This is a genomic window from Flavobacterium sp. CFS9 (genome assembly GCF_041154745.1).
Classification (GTDB): domain Bacteria; phylum Bacteroidota; class Bacteroidia; order Flavobacteriales; family Flavobacteriaceae; genus Flavobacterium.
Map to the genome: position 1 here is coordinate 1,050,284 of NZ_AP031573.1, position 14,560 is coordinate 1,064,843.

The following is a 14,560-nucleotide window of genomic DNA, read 5'->3' on the forward strand; positions in this document are numbered from 1 at the left end:
AAAAACAAATATCTTGTTTTTATTAGAATATTCCTACATTTTTTTTCTAAAACTAGTGAAAATTTTACACAAACAACCTTTTCCTCCTTATTTATAAATAATTCAAACCTAAAAATATTTCCTGCTCCAAAGGCAGATCAATTTCACTTTCAAAAAAGATTAATTGTCTTTTATAAACCGTTTCGATAAGATAGTGGTTCCCTCTAAAATAAGTCCTTCTGATTTTTACCGGTAAATTAGACTCGGTAACCATTTTAAACTGATGCGGATATACCAGAGTTTTATGCATTTGATCTTCATACGGAACCAATAAATGAGTAGGAACTTCATTTACCTCTCCAAAAAGCGAAGCTACATATTTCGTTTCAGGATCTTCGTAAATTTTTGTTGGATTATCTTTAATGATGACCTCTCCATTTCGCATTACAATCGCTTCGTCGGCAAATGACAAAGCATCTGTACTATCGTGTGTAGCAATGATACAGGTAATTCCTTTTTGCTTCAAATAGCGAAATAGGTTTCGGCGTAATGCATTTTTTCTAAAAGCATCGATTTGACTGAACGGTTCATCCAATAAGATCACCTCTGGTTCTAATGCCAAGACTCTCACTAAAGCTACTCTCTGCTGTTGACCACCACTCAAAAATTTAGCTTTCACATTTGAAAACTGCTCCATTTCTACCATTTCCAATAATTCCTGAACACGCAATTTTTTCATGTTCGCAAAACCATTCGAAAGAAACTTCCCAACATTTTCAGCCACTGTTTCATAAGGAGACAAATCGAAATCCTGAGCCAGATATTTCATAAATGGCATTCCGGGAATCAAATTATATTTTGGTCCTAAAACAGGCTTCTCATTATAAAAAATCTTGCCTTCATCCAGGTTGTACAAGCCGTACATAAGTTTTAAAAGTGTACTTTTTCCACAGCCGCTTTCACCAATAATGGCAATATTCTCACCTTTATTTATGGTAAAAGAAACGTTTTTTATAACAGGGTTTTCGGTGTACGAAAAAGAGATATTTTGAATGTCGAGCATGGGTTATATTTGAAAGTCCAAATTTACAATGTTTAATTTCTAAAGTCAAAAAAAAGCTGCTTCAATTATGAAACAGCTTTTAAGAAATTTTATTGTAGTTTGAAACTATTTTCCAGCCTGAGCTTTAGCATCATTTACCATTTTGTCATTTGCAGTGATAGAAAACTCTACACGACGGTTTTGAGCTCTTCCTTCCGGTGTGTCGTTTGTTGCAATTGGATCAACAATACCTAAACCTGAAGTTTTGAAACGGCTTGATTTTAATCCTTTTGAAACTAAATAAGCCTGTACCGAAGCAGCTCTTTGTCCTGAAAGTGTCAAATTGTATTCCGCTCTTCCTGTATTATCAGTATATCCAAAAATTTGAATATCAGTATCTCCATACTCATTAAATACTGGCACCAATTTATCTAAATTTGCTTTAGCCTGAGGTGTTAAAGAAGACTTATTAGTATCAAAACGTACTGCATTTTCATTTAAAGTTAAGTGAATTCCTTCTCCTACTCTTTCTACGTTTGCACCTGGTAAAGCCTGGTCAATTTCACGGGCTTGTTTGTCCATTTTGTTTCCAATAAGAGCACCGGTTCCTCCACCTACAGCAGCTCCAATTGCAGCTCCCAAAGCAGCATTTCCGCCTTTTCCTATGTTATTCCCTAAAACAGCACCTATGATACCACCGGCAACTACTCCAATTCCGGCACCTTTTTGTGTGTTATTTGCATTTTTTACTGAATCGCAGCTTGTAAAAAAACTTGCTACTACTAGTAAACAACTCAAACTTAAAACGGATATCTTTCTCATCTTTCTATATTTTTATTTTTAATTGGCTCTTTGAAATTGGTACACTACATCTTTTGTTTGTCCACCTACATTAATGTTATCGATCAACTGAAATGAATTATCGGTCAAACCTGCTACTTTTAACAGGTATCCATCTCTTACTTTTTTAGCTTTTATCCCAGCATCAAGAATTTTAAGAACAAACATTCCCTGATTATTAACACTCCAAACAATTGGTGAATTAAATCCGGTGCAGCTTGGTGCGGTCAAAGCCATTGAACCTTTGTTGTTATTTGAAATGAAATTCCACGTACTTCCGATGAAGCATTTAGAATCTGCAAGATCAAAAGAATTTACCTTGATATATTCAGAACCGGGATAAGAAACATTGGTTAAAACCCAATTTCCTTTAATAGCTACCTGAGTAGGTCTGTCAAGTTTAGTCGATAGTGTAGTTGCTCCATTTGAAGCTGTTGTAGACGAAGCTGATTTACACGCAAAAAACATCGCGGCCATCATGCAAATGAAAATAATTTTCTTCATTTTGTACATTTTTTTTGAGTTAATACTGACACGTTTAACAATTATTATACCACAAAGATACGATTCATAGGAATATCTCGGGTTTCAGAATCTAATTATTTTCTTTCAAAATTAACACTTACGCCATTTTGTCACCCAAAAAACAATTGGTATTCTATTTGAAGAAATGAAAATCATCACATTAAACTAAAAAATAAAAAAATATGACAACAGGTAAAATTAATGTTTCAGTAGAAAACATCTTTCCCTTAATCAAAAAATTCTTATACAGCGATCACGAAATTTTCTTGCGTGAGCTTGTTTCCAACGGAACCGACGCTACTTTAAAACTAAAACACCTTATTAGTATTGGCGAAGCTAAAGTAGAATACGGAAATCCGGTTATCAAAATCAAAGTAGATAAAGAAGGTAAAAAAATTCACATTATCGATCAGGGTCTTGGAATGACTGCTGACGAAGTAGAAAAATACATCAATCAGGTTGCTTTTTCTGGAGCTGAAGAATTTCTGGACAAATACAAAGATTCTGCTAAAGATTCAGGAATTATTGGTCACTTTGGTCTTGGTTTTTATTCTGCTTTTATGGTTGCAGAAAAAGTAGAAATCATCACAAAATCATACAAAGACGAACCGGCTGCACACTGGACATGTGACGGAAGCCCTGAATTTACTTTAGAACCAGCTGATAAAACTTCACGTGGTACTGAAATCATCCTGCATATTGCTGAAGATTCTCTTGAATTTTTAGAAGATTCAAAAATCAGCGGACTATTGAACAAGTACAACAAATTTATGCCTGTGCCAATTAAATTTGGAACCAGAACAGAAACACTTCCTAAACCGGAAGATGCTCCTGAAGACTATGTTAATGAAACTGTTGAAACCGACAATATCATCAACAATCCAAATCCGGCATGGACGAAACAACCAAGTGAATTATCTGATGAAGACTACAAAAACTTCTACAGAGAATTATACCCAATGCAGTTTGAGGAGCCATTGTTCAACATTCACTTAAATGTAGATTACCCATTTAACTTAACCGGAATTTTGTATTTCCCTAAGTTAGGTTCGGACATGCAAATTCAAAAAGACAAAATTCAATTGTACCAAAATCAGGTTTACGTTACAGATAACGTAGAAGGAATTGTACCTGAATTTTTAACAATGTTAAAAGGTGTTATTGATTCTCCGGATATTCCATTGAACGTTTCCCGTTCAGGATTACAAGCTGATGGTGCCGTTAAAAAAATCTCAAACTACATTACTCGTAAAGTAGCTGATAAATTAAAAGCTTTGTTCAATGAAAATCGCACTGATTTCGAACAAAAATGGAACGACATTAAAATCGTTTTAGAATACGGAATGCTTTCTGAAGATAAATTCTACGAAAAAGCAGGTGCATTTGTACTATATCCAACAGTTGACGATACGTACTTTACTTTGGAAGAGTTAAAGGAAAAATTAAAAGAAAACCAGACCGATAAAGATGGAAAACTAATCGTTCTTTATGCCGGAAATAAAGATGCGCAGCATTCTTATATTGAAACAGCAAAAGAAAAAGGATACGAAGTATTACTTTTAGATTCACCTATTATCTCGCACTTAATTCAGAAAATCGAAGGCGACAACAGCGGTTTGACTTTTGTACGTGTAGATTCTGACCACATTGATAATTTAATCAAGAAAGAAGAGAATACTATTTCCAAATTATCGGATGAAGAAAAAGAAACCTTAAAAACATCTTTAGAAACTTACATCCCTAAAGCATACTCTGTACAATTGGAAGCAATGGACAGCCAGGCAGCTCCGTTTATCATCACGCAACCTGAATTCATGCGAAGAATGAAAGAAATGAGCCAGTCAGGCGGAGGCGGAATGTTCGGAATGGGCAATATGCCGGAAATGTACAATCTGATTGTAAATACCAATTCGGACTTAGCGGCAAGCATCCTGAACACAGAAGACAAAACACATCAGGAGCACTTGGTTAAACAAGCTCTAGACTTAGCTAAATTGTCACAAAACTTGTTAAAAGGAGAAGCTTTAACTGCTTTCGTAAAAAGAAGTTTTGAAATGATTAAATAAAACTTTTAGCAATTTAAGTTTTCGATACTAAAATTAGCCCTGCAAGTAAACTTGCAGGGCTTTTTATTTTAGACCCCCCAATCAAGGCCTGCTGAATCCAATTGATTTTTTTATTGCATTTCATTTTTTTCATTACATTTGATTGCCCTTTAATCTAATCATAAAACAAAACTACTATGAAAAAGACAGCTTTTTTATTCTTAACCATTTGCGCAACAGCACTAACACAAGTTTCCTGTTCAGGCAATGATGACACAAAAAACCAATCTGAATCTGACGTCACTTCAGTTGGAGCTTCACTCACTATTGATGCTATTAATGATATGGACATTAAAACCGGGCTAATCGTTACAACAAAGAACACCTCTTCAGCAAAATCAAAAGAGACAACACCAGGAATTTGTGCAGCGATTACAATTACACAACAAAGCCCAACCTCTTACCCAAAAGTTTTCACAGTTGATTATGGCGCAACTGGCTGCACCGACAATCTAATCATCCGAAAAGGAAAATTAAAAATCACACTTTCAGGACCAATAACTACTACCGGAAGTAAAATAACTATCGAAAGAATCGACTATTCTCTTAACGGAATAAAACTGGAAGGAACAATCGAATACACCAATGCAACAACTGTGGCAACCGTACCACAATGGAGCCGAAAAGTAACCAACGGAAAGTTCACTGATTTAGAAGGCAGAGTTTATCTTAACTCCGGAAACTGGACTGTAAAACAAACTGCAGGTGTTGATACTCCTTACGTCCTGGAAGACAATACATATGAAATGACAGAAGGAAACCACACCATCACCAGTGCAAATGGAGCTGTATTAACCCTAACAGTTCAGGAATCATTGATTAAGAAATATTCCTGCGATTTTGTTTCCAAAGGAAAACTGAAAGTTCAAAGTAATTTACTAAACGGAGTAGTTGATTATGGCAATAATGATTGCGACAAAAAATTCACCTTCACAAACCAAAACGGAACTACATTTAATCTCTCAATGTAATCCTCTATATTCCCAAAAATATCAAATCCCAATTTAGAAATAGATTGGGATTTATTTTTTCGCAAAATTTAAATGCCACCACAGTACATTCAAACTATTTTCTTTATTTTGCAGCAAAATCTAAAAAACCAATGAAAAAATCAATTATTGCTTTTGTTGCTATTGCCCTATTGGCATCCTGCAGCAAAAAAGAATCAACCGACGGTTTGCACCTTACAGGAAATATAAAAGGATTAAAAGACGGAACTTTATACATTCAGAGAATCGTTGACACCTCACTTGTTGCTATTGACACCATTAAAATAGACGGAAATTCTGCATTTGAGACAAACATAAAACTGGAATCTCCTGAAATGTTATATTTATTTCTGGATCGCGGAGTAACCAATTCATTAGACAACAATGTTATGTTTTTCGCAGAACCCGGAAACATCAATATCGACACGAATCTGGATAACTTCATTTATGGTGCAAAAATTACTGGATCTAAAAATCAGGAATTGTACGATGAGTATAAAAAAATAAATTCTCGTTTCAACGAAGAAAGCCTTGCTATGGTAGAATCGAGATTCAAAGCTGTAAAAAGACAAGACCAGAAAGCCATTGACAGTATTAATATCAAACAAGAATCGAACATCAAAAGAAAGTACTTATACGCTACTAACTTCGCCCTAAACAACAAAGATCATGAAATCGCTCCTTATATTGCTTTAGCTGAAATTTACGATATCAATGTTAAGTTTTTGGATACGATTCAGAAATCAATGACACCAAAAGTAGCCAATTCATTGTACGGTAAAAAGCTAACAAAATACGTTGCCGACATCAAGAAAGAGCAACAAAAATAAAATCCAACAAAAAATGTCCTGACTAGTCAGGACATTTTTTTTATATAATTTTCATCGCTTTAACTCCTATCTTCCAAGCAGAGCACCCAAAATTCCAAATACAAATATAAGTCCGTATAATGCGAGAATAGCCAGCATGAAAATGCCTATGAATTTATAATGTGATTTAAGATACCCCAGAGAACTGGTCAACAACTCTGAATCGTTCTCTCTAAAAGCTCTCTTTGTATTTGCAGCAAATTTGTACAGATAATAAACCGGAAAGAAATAAATCGCCGCAATAAAAATATAGACAAATCCCATTAAAGCTCCAAAAGAGCCTCCAAAACCTCCCATTCCCGCCATACTATTTCCCATAGCCGAAAAGATAGTTCCCGCAAAAACGGCAATTAAAACCATCAACCCAATCCCTACAAATCCTAAAATAGACAAGAAATAAGCCCACTTGGCGGTTTCCTTTAAAAAGTCTTTCGCAGTTTGGTCAAGCTGCAATTCAAATTTTTCAAAAACTGATGTTTCTTCCATTATTAATATGTTTTTTGGTTAAGCAACAAACATAAGAAAAATAGTATTACAAATACATCCATCAAAAATAAGTCAGATACAAAAAAGACAGCTTCAATTACGTTTCATCCGACCCCATGCTTGTTTCGCGCAGATTTCGCAGATCGCGCAGATTTTTATAGACACCTCCATTAATGCATCCGCGCGCTTTGCAGCTAAAAAAAACACAGATTATAGAGATTCTATTTCACGAAAACATATATCCGGGGATAGATTTCACTTTAGAGCAAAAAAAAAACCACTCACAAAATGTGAATGGTTTTTGAGCCGATAGAGGGACTCGAACCCACGACCTGCTGATTACAAATCAGCTGCTCTAGCCAGCTGAGCTACATCGGCCTTTTTTTTAACGAGTGCAAAACTACAATAGTTTTTTATATTTTCCAAAATAATTTTGCAATTTTTTTGATAAAAAACCACCCACAAAGTAGGTGGTTTTATCTTGAGCCGATAGAGGGACTCGAACCCACGACCTGCTGATTACAAATCAGCTGCTCTAGCCAGCTGAGCTACATCGGCCTCAATACGGGTGCAAATATAGAGCGGTTTTTCGTTTTCCCAAAATAAATTTGCACTTTTTTTATACTTTTTTTGCTTACAATTCGTTGATTTTAGCAATCAATTGATTAGCAGTTTCTTCCAATTCGATATTGATTTGTTTGAAGTGCGCTTTTTTGTTTTCAACATTCTTAGCGTTTACTTTTGTGATCAAAGTATCAAATGCAGCGATCGCCTGATCCACTAAAGCATTCGTTTCAGGAGTAGGATTTCCTGTAGTTGACATTTCAAATAAGTAAATTGCCTCAATAATATCTCCTAATACGAAATTGATATCTTTCTTTAAGTTTTTAACGTTTGCCATTTTTATTTTAATTTTAATTTGCGACTGCAAAAGTACATATAATCTTTTTATTACGCGCTATGAAATGTAATTTTCTAAAATTGAAGCATTTCCATCTAAAAGAAATACATTTATCTCAGTTCGAATTCAATACCGCTTTTATTTCTACGATACCAGTTCTTTAATTGTTTCCATTGCTTTCTGAATGTGTTTTGCCGCATTCATACTATCAAAAATCAGAATGACCACTCCATTCTTATCAATAATATACGTTACTCTTCCCGGCAAAAGACCAAATAGTGTATTACGCACCCCAAAAAGATGTCGTAATTTTTTATCCTGGTCAGACAACAGTATAAAAGGCAATTGATGCTTATTGGCAAATTTATGATGTGATTTCACACTATCACTGCTTATACCAATAACTTCAGCACCCAAGTCTTTAAAATCTTCGTATTGATCTCTAAAACTGCAGGCTTCTGTCGTACATCCCGGTGTATTGTCTTTTGGGTAAAAATAAATCACGAGCGGCTTTCTCCCCAAAACACTTTGGCTTTCGAAAACTTCTCCATGATTATCTTTAGCAGTAAAATTCGGAACTATATCTCCTATTTTTAATGACATTTATTCTTCTCCTTTATAAGTTACAAAATTGCGGTCGGTTTCATTCAAAACGATTTCTAAATCGAAATCGGGTTGAATTCTCTTTTTAATTTTATTCCATATCACAACAGCAATATGCTCCGCTGTTGGATTCAAATCCTGAAATTCGGGAACATCCAGATTCAGGTTTTTGTGATCGAACGGAATCTCTACTTCTTCACGTATGATATCCGCTAATACTTTCACATCCAGAACAAAACCGGTTTCGGGGTCAATTTTTCCTGTAACACTTACTGTTAAACCATAATTATGACCATGAAAATTGGGATTATTGCATTTTCCGAAAACAGCATCGTTTTTTTCAAATGTCCAATCTTTCCTGTACAATCGATGTGCAGCATTAAAATGTGCTTTTCTTGATATGGTTACTTTCATTTTGGTTGGTGGTTGGTTTCGTTTAAAGTTTATGGTCTTCTAAATAATGATAAAATTCATCAAATATTATTTTAAACCATACGGTATAAATTTCGGGCTGTTGTTGAATATCTTCTTTTACATCTTCTATTTTCATCCATTTCCAATCTTCCACTTCATCTCTATTGATAGCCGGATCATCATTAAAATATCCAATCATAACGTGATCGAGCTCGTGTTCTGTTAAGCCATTATCAAAAGGAGCTTTATAAATAAAATGAAAGAGTTCCTTTAAATCTGTCTTAAACCCCATTTCTTCAAAAAGCCTCCTGCTTCCGGCCTGGACATTTGTTTCTCCTTCACGCTGATGACTACAGCATGTATTGGTCCAAAGTAAAGGTGAGTGATATTTTTGATGAGCACGTTGCTGTAACATTATTTCATTCTTATCATTTAAGACAAAAACCGAAAAAGCACGATGCAACATCGCTTTTTCATGTGCTTCCAATTTTGGCATTAAGCCAATTTGTTCATCCTGTTGGTTTACTAGTATTACGTTTTCTTCTATCATAGGGCTTATTGATTAAACAAAAATACGAAAAAAGAAATGGCTTGAAAATCCTGAAAGAGATTGTGAAAAGTTTAACGAGCTTAGAACCACACAAGAAACTAGCTATCAATAAAATACAATACAATTAATCTTCAAAACTCTTTAAATACAAGCCTTAAAACTTAATTCCTTTGTTTTACGTAAATAGTAAAAGTTAAAACATACTTAAAAAAATCTGAATTGTAAACTACACGACATTTCCAGGCGAAATCTAACCGTATCTTTGGAATACAGAATTAAAGCATTCCTAACAATGAAAACAAAAACTCAATTTCTCAGCCTTTGCTTTTTAATTCCGCTCTTTATTCTACAAGCATGCGGACAAAATGCAAAAAAACAAAATACAACAACGGCAGTTATGGAAAATAAAATCAGCAAGCCCGGAAATCCTTATTATTCCAATACCGACACGACTAAACTCAACGTCAGTAATGCCGAATGGAAAAAAGTACTCCCTGAAGATGTATATGCTGTAATGCGCGAAGCAGACACAGAAAGACCATTTACCGGAAAATACTGGAAAACAGATGAAAAAGGAACTTATTATTGTGCTTCCTGCGGCAATAAACTTTTTCGCTCAGGAGCTAAATTTGCCAGCAGCTGCGGATGGCCTAGTTTCTTCGAACAAGACAACAAGAAAAGTGTTGTTTACAAAAATGACAATTCTCTCGGCATGGAAAGAATTGAAGCCCTATGCGGACGTTGCGGTGGACACTTAGGCCATTTATTTGATGACGGACCTCCACCAACCGGAAAACGTTACTGCATGAATTCGATTGCACTTGACTTTATTCCCGATACTAAATAAACTAATGATGAAAAACTTATTTTTAATTGGCCTTTTAGCATTGTCCTTAAACGGATTTGCTCAAAGCAATAAAACAAAAAGCTCCGCAAATCTGGAAACCATTACACTTGGCGGTGGCTGCTATTGGTGTGTTGAAGCCGTTTATGAAAATCTGGCAGGGGTAAAATCTGTAGTCTCCGGTTTTTCAGGAGGAAAAGTAGCTAATCCAACCTATGAAGAGGTTTGCACAGGAACAACAGGTCACGCCGAAGTAGTTCAGATTACATACGACAAAAACGTAACGGATATCAATGAAATTTTCAAAGTTTTCTTTACCGTTCACGATCCAACAACTTTAAACAGACAAGGAGCTGATGTTGGTACTCAGTATCGTTCTGTTATTTTTTATAAAAATGAAGAACAGAGAAAAGCTGCCGAAAGTATTATTGCTGAACTAAACAAAGCAAAAGTCTACAATAATCCGATTGTAACAAAGGTGGAACCTTTTAAAGTTTTTTATAAAGCCGAAGATTATCATCAAAATTATTATGCCAATAATAAAAATCAGCCGTATTGCAAAATGGTCATTCAGCCCAAAATAGAAAAATTTGAAAAAGTTTTTAAGGATAAATTGAAAAACAAACAAAAGGCATAATTGCACAAAAAAGGGGAAATAAAAAATTATTTCCCCTTTTTCTATATTGCTTTTAAACTATTGTTTAGCCACTTTCTTAAATCTCATTACTGGAATATCTCCCTGAATTAAACTTAGTTTTCCATCTTTATCAATGCTATAGCTTGTAATTTGTTTTATTTGTTTTAGAAATACTTCTTCTCCTCCTCCATCACAATACATCATTGTAGTCGGTCCAGCTTCTCCAAAAGTCAAAGATTTTCCGTTTAGAGTATATGTCGCACTGTAACCATTGCATCCATTATTTCCATAAACCTTCGTTTCTTTTTTATCAAAAGTAATTTGAGGTTTTTTGTTTGGATACAATCCATTAAACGCAATTCTTGGTCCCGAGACATATTCTAATTCCCAAGCTGTGCCAAACAAATCATCTCCGCTTGAAGCAGATTTTGATGCCGAACATGAAGCGAATAATAAAGTTAGAACTGAAAGAGCTGCAAATGTGTATTTTTTCATAAAAATGGATTTTAAAGATTTATAATTTGCTTTTTGAAATTTAAAGTGATTCTATAAAAATTCTTTTCTCAATATTCATACCCAGTTACATGCTTATCGAAATTTTGTTTTCAGCATAAGTCTCTACTTTCTGTAACTAAGCTACTCTAATTTGTTTAAATTTTTATCGCTCAAATGTTTAAAACAAAACAAAGGCAGCATTTTTTTGTATTTTGAATGAATCAAAAAACCAAAAATCATCAATAAAAAAATGATTTTTTTTCGTAAATTAGTAGTCCCAAAACAGACCCTATTTATCGCACTTCAATTTCCCAAATCAGTGAAGGTAAGCCGAAAAAAAACGGCGGATTCAAACAGACCACATGGGAATCTACATCACCTAAATCTAAGGATCTCACATCTGCAAATGAAATCCAATTTTCTAGCTAAATATCCTAACCGTAATTTTTCGAATTAGGAAAAATCTGCCTCTTCTCATTAATTAAAAAAATGCATTGCAAAAGAACTTTGTTGTTTTCATCAAACGAAACCACGATAAAGTTCTAAAAAAATATGCAATAAACAATTCTGGGAAAATTTAACCAATAAAAAAGAAATGAAATGAAAACAACTAAAAAGAATTTAGTGTCCCTATTCATACTATTATTTTTAACATTAAGTATGAATATCTATGCGCAAGACCCTTTAAAGGCAGCGCCTAACGCATATAAAAAAGTACTTCTTGAAAATGAGAGAGTAAGAATAATGCAAGTTGAGATTACTCCGGGAGAAACAATTCCATGGCATCATCATCCTGACCACACCATCTATGCATTGGCTGATGGAAAAATTGAAATAACCGATAAAGGCAAAGCTCCCATCATTATGGATATTAAAGCTGGAGATGCCATGTACATACCCGCAGTTACTCATATGGCAAAAAATTTAGGAGATACAACTGTGAGTTTGATTGTAACAGAAATAAAAACTAAAAAATAAACCATTACAGGTATCTCAACCTTTTTAATTTAACCCAAAGTAACAACCTGAATTCAAGTTGTTACTTTTTTTATTTTTAAGATTATCTTTAAAAGAGAGCCAATATATTTTCCGTACTTTGTATCCTTAAAAAAACTAAAAATGAAAGCACTTACCTTTTCTTCTTTTGGAAATTCTGATGTTTTGGAATACATTGAAATTCCCAATCCATCCTTAAAAGATGATGAAATTCTTGTTGAAATGAGAGCCATCGGATTAAATTTTGCTGATGTTTACAGACGAAAAGGAAACTACCATTTAAAAGGAACTCCTCCTTTTATTGCCGGTTACGAAGGTGCCGGAATAGTAATAGATGCTAATAATCATCCGGAGTATAAAGTTGGTGATCGTGTGGCTTTCGCCGACGTTCCTTTTGCTAATGCAGAATTGGTTGCCGTAAACATAAATCATGTTTTACCGCTGCCTGACGCCATTTCATTTGAAACCGCAGCATCTGTTTTACTTCAGGGTTTGACGGCTCATTATTTAGCCACCGACAGCCATAAAACCGAAAAAGGAGAAACAGTATTAATTCATGCGGTTGCCGGTGGAGTCGGACAAATTCTAACGCAGATCAGCAAGCTTTTAGGTGCGAAAGTAATTGGTTTAACCTCATCTTCAGAAAAAGCAAAAGTAGCCTTTGAGCAAGGTGCCGATCATGTCTTTCTTTATAATGACGATTGGAAATCACAAGTCTTCGAAACGACTCCAAAAGGCGTTGATGTGGTTTACGACAGCATTGGAAGCACTTTATCTGAAAGTTTCGAAGTCACAAAAGAATGCGGACAAGTTGTTTTCTTCGGAATGGCTGGCGGTGATCCTGCATTTGTAGATCCGAGAATGTTAATGGACGGTTCTAAAACCCTAACCGGAGGAGATTTATGGAGCTACCTGAATTCTAAAGAAGAGAGAATCAAACGAGCAACACAATTGTTCCACTGGATTTCAGAAGGAAAAATCAAACTTTCAGAACCAGCTTCTTTTAAATTATCAGAAGGAAAATTGGCTCATGACTATCTGGAAAGCCGAAAAAGCACCGGAAAAATTATTTTGATTCCTTGATTTTTTTGCCACGAATTCACAAATTATTTAAAATAAAATTCGTGAATTCGTGGTTATATTTTACAACTGAGTAACCTCAATTTTTGTCCGGTCAGACAATTCTAAAATCCTTTCAACTTCATCTTTGTTTGCAAGAAAAAACAAATAACTGTCTCCATAAGTTTCATAAGTCAATAACTCCAAATTTGATTTTTCTAATTCTGACTGAATATAAGGAAACAAATCATGACTATATGTTTCTTCGGGAAAATCAAATTTAAAATCTTCGCCAAGCATTTCAGAAATAAAATACTCTGCATCTTCAGGATCAAATTTCCAATCGCTGTGCCATGTATTTATTTCTTCGAAAAAACTAAAATGATCTTCTGTAGTTTCGTAATATGTTTTACTTTCATTATTGAAGCTTTCAAAAAGTTTTTCCGAATATTTTTTCACATCACTTTCTTCAATACCGTTTCTCGAAATCAATTTAACAAACTCTTCAAAATCCTCCACAGCTACCTTATCATCCAACAACAAATTTTCTGAAGACGCAAGCTCAACACCAGCAGGAATTTCAACATTAAAGTATTGACAGATGGCTTGTAAAACTTTTTTTAAATCTTTAATTCCTATTTCTTGACTTTCATTTTGAGGATTCTTAAAATCAAGATATTCTGAATCCAGCAAACCTTTTACATAATCAGAAAAATGACTGCTAGAATATAATATTCTAAAATCGTTTATTTCTAAACTATTAGTACAGCAAAAGAAAATCATGAAATTATTAAGAACGCTTGTAAAGTGTTTTTTCATTTCCTCACTTGGCCTTGAAAAAAATTGAATATGAATAAAATCATATTGCAAATCATCCTGCATCGCTTCTTCTGACAAGACTCCAATATTCAGCTTTTTATAAAGTTCATTCAGAACTTCATAAGCATTATTGAATCCTGCTTTTTTAACTTCTGCTCTTCCTTCTTCGTGATCCAATGAGGAAGGTACAGAATACAGATTTACAGTCACCGTATCATGAATTCCTTTTACTTTGAATTCTATGCTATTAGAGTCATGGTATAAATGGCTATAGATTGAATCAATAACATCAAAAGACATGATTGATTTCGGATCGTTATTTCTTCCAAAGAAGTTAGCAAAAAATTTTTTCATTTTAAACGTTATAAGTTTTTGAGTCTAAAATAGTCCTTTTTATTCATTTGACT

At 34.3% G+C, this 14,560-nt stretch carries 17 protein-coding genes and 2 tRNA genes; 7 read left to right on the forward strand and 12 right to left on the reverse strand.

Annotated elements, in window-relative coordinates; all coding sequences use genetic code 11:
- Positions 1-91: 91 nt before the first annotated feature.
- The 3 genes from ACAM30_RS04530 to ACAM30_RS04540 form a co-directional block, all read right to left on the reverse strand.
- Positions 92-1,042, reverse strand: a complete 951-nt coding sequence (locus ACAM30_RS04530) for an ABC transporter ATP-binding protein (protein WP_369617427.1) — start codon at positions 1,040-1,042, stop codon at positions 92-94.
- Positions 1,043-1,147: 105 nt separating this feature from the next.
- Positions 1,148-1,843: an OmpA family protein gene (locus ACAM30_RS04535; protein ID WP_369617428.1), complete on the reverse strand. Its 696-nt coding sequence runs from the start codon at positions 1,841-1,843 to the stop codon at positions 1,148-1,150.
- An 18-nt stretch (positions 1,844-1,861) separates the two neighbouring features.
- Positions 1,862-2,365, reverse strand: a complete 504-nt coding sequence (locus ACAM30_RS04540; RefSeq protein ID WP_369617429.1) for a hypothetical protein — start codon at positions 2,363-2,365, stop codon at positions 1,862-1,864.
- Between the two features lie 203 nt (positions 2,366-2,568).
- On the opposite strand from ACAM30_RS04540, the gene htpG reads away from it, so the two are divergent.
- The 3 genes from htpG to ACAM30_RS04555 all read left to right on the forward strand — a co-directional run bounded on the left by htpG (position 2,569) and on the right by ACAM30_RS04555 (position 6,310).
- Complete coding sequence (htpG, locus tag ACAM30_RS04545; RefSeq protein WP_369617430.1) at positions 2,569-4,452, forward strand: molecular chaperone HtpG; 1,884 nt, start codon at positions 2,569-2,571, stop codon at positions 4,450-4,452.
- Between the two features lie 176 nt (positions 4,453-4,628).
- Positions 4,629-5,462: a hypothetical protein gene (locus ACAM30_RS04550; RefSeq protein WP_369617431.1), complete on the forward strand. Its 834-nt coding sequence runs from the start codon at positions 4,629-4,631 to the stop codon at positions 5,460-5,462.
- Between the two features lie 131 nt (positions 5,463-5,593).
- Positions 5,594-6,310 (forward strand): DUF4369 domain-containing protein, encoded by a 717-nt coding sequence (locus ACAM30_RS04555; protein WP_369617432.1) that lies wholly within the window; start codon positions 5,594-5,596, stop codon positions 6,308-6,310.
- A 66-nt stretch (positions 6,311-6,376) separates the two neighbouring features.
- On the opposite strand, the gene ACAM30_RS04560 is transcribed toward ACAM30_RS04555, so the two are convergent.
- The 7 genes from ACAM30_RS04560 to idi form a co-directional block, all read right to left on the reverse strand.
- The gene (locus tag ACAM30_RS04560) at positions 6,377-6,835 is read right to left on the reverse strand and encodes a hypothetical protein (protein ID WP_369617433.1); all 459 of its coding nucleotides are present in this window, start codon (positions 6,833-6,835) and stop codon (positions 6,377-6,379) included.
- Between the two features lie 304 nt (positions 6,836-7,139).
- A tRNA-Thr gene (locus ACAM30_RS04565) sits at positions 7,140-7,213 on the reverse strand.
- A gap of 106 nt (positions 7,214-7,319) precedes the next feature.
- Positions 7,320-7,393, reverse strand: a tRNA-Thr gene (locus tag ACAM30_RS04570).
- Positions 7,394-7,469: 76 nt separating this feature from the next.
- A complete protein-coding gene (locus ACAM30_RS04575; protein ID WP_202702468.1) occupies positions 7,470-7,736 on the reverse strand; it encodes a hypothetical protein in 267 nt (88 codons plus the stop codon).
- Positions 7,737-7,880: 144 nt separating this feature from the next.
- On the reverse strand, positions 7,881-8,339 hold the full coding sequence (locus tag ACAM30_RS04580; protein WP_369617434.1) for a peroxiredoxin: 459 nt from the start codon (positions 8,337-8,339) through the stop codon (positions 7,881-7,883).
- Positions 8,340-8,753, reverse strand: coding sequence for a 6-carboxytetrahydropterin synthase (locus ACAM30_RS04585; protein WP_017494907.1), 414 nt, complete (start codon positions 8,751-8,753; stop codon positions 8,340-8,342).
- Between the two features lie 22 nt (positions 8,754-8,775).
- Entirely contained in the window at positions 8,776-9,303 is a 528-nt protein-coding gene (idi, locus tag ACAM30_RS04590) for an isopentenyl-diphosphate Delta-isomerase (protein WP_369617435.1), read from the reverse strand.
- Between the two features lie 292 nt (positions 9,304-9,595).
- Here idi and msrB point away from each other — a divergent pair, with 292 nt between their 5' ends.
- Entirely contained in the window at positions 9,596-10,150 is a 555-nt protein-coding gene (msrB, locus tag ACAM30_RS04595) for a peptide-methionine (R)-S-oxide reductase MsrB (RefSeq protein ID WP_369617436.1), read from the forward strand.
- Positions 10,151-10,157: 7 nt separating this feature from the next.
- Positions 10,158-10,784 (forward strand): peptide-methionine (S)-S-oxide reductase MsrA, encoded by a 627-nt coding sequence (gene msrA, locus ACAM30_RS04600; protein WP_369618639.1) that lies wholly within the window; start codon positions 10,158-10,160, stop codon positions 10,782-10,784.
- Between the two features lie 57 nt (positions 10,785-10,841).
- Here msrA and ACAM30_RS04605 read toward each other — a convergent pair whose 3' ends face one another.
- Positions 10,842-11,279 (reverse strand): META domain-containing protein, encoded by a 438-nt coding sequence (locus ACAM30_RS04605; protein WP_369617437.1) that lies wholly within the window; start codon positions 11,277-11,279, stop codon positions 10,842-10,844.
- Between the two features lie 600 nt (positions 11,280-11,879).
- Here ACAM30_RS04605 and ACAM30_RS04610 point away from each other — a divergent pair.
- Together ACAM30_RS04610 and ACAM30_RS04615 are read left to right on the forward strand one after the other, a co-directional pair.
- Positions 11,880-12,257, forward strand: a complete 378-nt coding sequence (locus tag ACAM30_RS04610) for a cupin domain-containing protein (RefSeq protein ID WP_369617438.1) — start codon at positions 11,880-11,882, stop codon at positions 12,255-12,257.
- A gap of 141 nt (positions 12,258-12,398) precedes the next feature.
- Positions 12,399-13,358: a quinone oxidoreductase gene (locus tag ACAM30_RS04615; protein ID WP_369617439.1), complete on the forward strand. Its 960-nt coding sequence runs from the start codon at positions 12,399-12,401 to the stop codon at positions 13,356-13,358.
- Positions 13,359-13,418: 60 nt separating this feature from the next.
- Here the strand turns inward: ACAM30_RS04615 and ACAM30_RS04620 are convergent, their stop codons facing one another.
- The gene (locus tag ACAM30_RS04620) at positions 13,419-14,507 is read right to left on the reverse strand and encodes a hypothetical protein (protein WP_369617440.1); all 1,089 of its coding nucleotides are present in this window, start codon (positions 14,505-14,507) and stop codon (positions 13,419-13,421) included.
- Positions 14,508-14,560: the final 53 nt, after the last annotated feature.

Bases quoted from the DNA above. Each gene is read 5' to 3' on its own strand.
- ACAM30_RS04610 (WP_369617438.1), top strand. From the start codon at position 11,880: ATGAAAACAACTAAAAAGAATTTAGTGTCCCTATTCATACTATTATTT.
- ACAM30_RS04580 (WP_369617434.1), bottom strand. From the start codon at position 8,339: ATGTCATTAAAAATAGGAGATATAGTTCCGAATTTTACTGCTAAAGAT.
- ACAM30_RS04615 (WP_369617439.1), top strand. From the start codon at position 12,399: ATGAAAGCACTTACCTTTTCTTCTTTTGGAAATTCTGATGTTTTGGAA.
- msrA (WP_369618639.1), top strand. From the start codon at position 10,158: ATGAAAAACTTATTTTTAATTGGCCTTTTAGCATTGTCCTTAAACGGA.
- ACAM30_RS04550 (WP_369617431.1), top strand. From the start codon at position 4,629: ATGAAAAAGACAGCTTTTTTATTCTTAACCATTTGCGCAACAGCACTA.
- ACAM30_RS04540 (WP_369617429.1), bottom strand. From the start codon at position 2,365: ATGAAGAAAATTATTTTCATTTGCATGATGGCCGCGATGTTTTTTGCG.
- ACAM30_RS04620 (WP_369617440.1), bottom strand. From the start codon at position 14,507: ATGAAAAAATTTTTTGCTAACTTCTTTGGAAGAAATAACGATCCGAAA.
- ACAM30_RS04585 (WP_017494907.1), bottom strand. From the start codon at position 8,753: ATGAAAGTAACCATATCAAGAAAAGCACATTTTAATGCTGCACATCGA.
- ACAM30_RS04560 (WP_369617433.1), bottom strand. From the start codon at position 6,835: ATGGAAGAAACATCAGTTTTTGAAAAATTTGAATTGCAGCTTGACCAA.
- ACAM30_RS04530 (WP_369617427.1), bottom strand. From the start codon at position 1,042: ATGCTCGACATTCAAAATATCTCTTTTTCGTACACCGAAAACCCTGTT.
- ACAM30_RS04535 (WP_369617428.1), bottom strand. From the start codon at position 1,843: ATGAGAAAGATATCCGTTTTAAGTTTGAGTTGTTTACTAGTAGTAGCA.
- htpG (WP_369617430.1), top strand. From the start codon at position 2,569: ATGACAACAGGTAAAATTAATGTTTCAGTAGAAAACATCTTTCCCTTA.
- ACAM30_RS04555 (WP_369617432.1), top strand. From the start codon at position 5,594: ATGAAAAAATCAATTATTGCTTTTGTTGCTATTGCCCTATTGGCATCC.
- idi (WP_369617435.1), bottom strand. From the start codon at position 9,303: ATGATAGAAGAAAACGTAATACTAGTAAACCAACAGGATGAACAAATT.
- msrB (WP_369617436.1), top strand. From the start codon at position 9,596: ATGAAAACAAAAACTCAATTTCTCAGCCTTTGCTTTTTAATTCCGCTC.
- ACAM30_RS04605 (WP_369617437.1), bottom strand. From the start codon at position 11,279: ATGAAAAAATACACATTTGCAGCTCTTTCAGTTCTAACTTTATTATTC.
- ACAM30_RS04575 (WP_202702468.1), bottom strand. From the start codon at position 7,736: ATGGCAAACGTTAAAAACTTAAAGAAAGATATCAATTTCGTATTAGGA.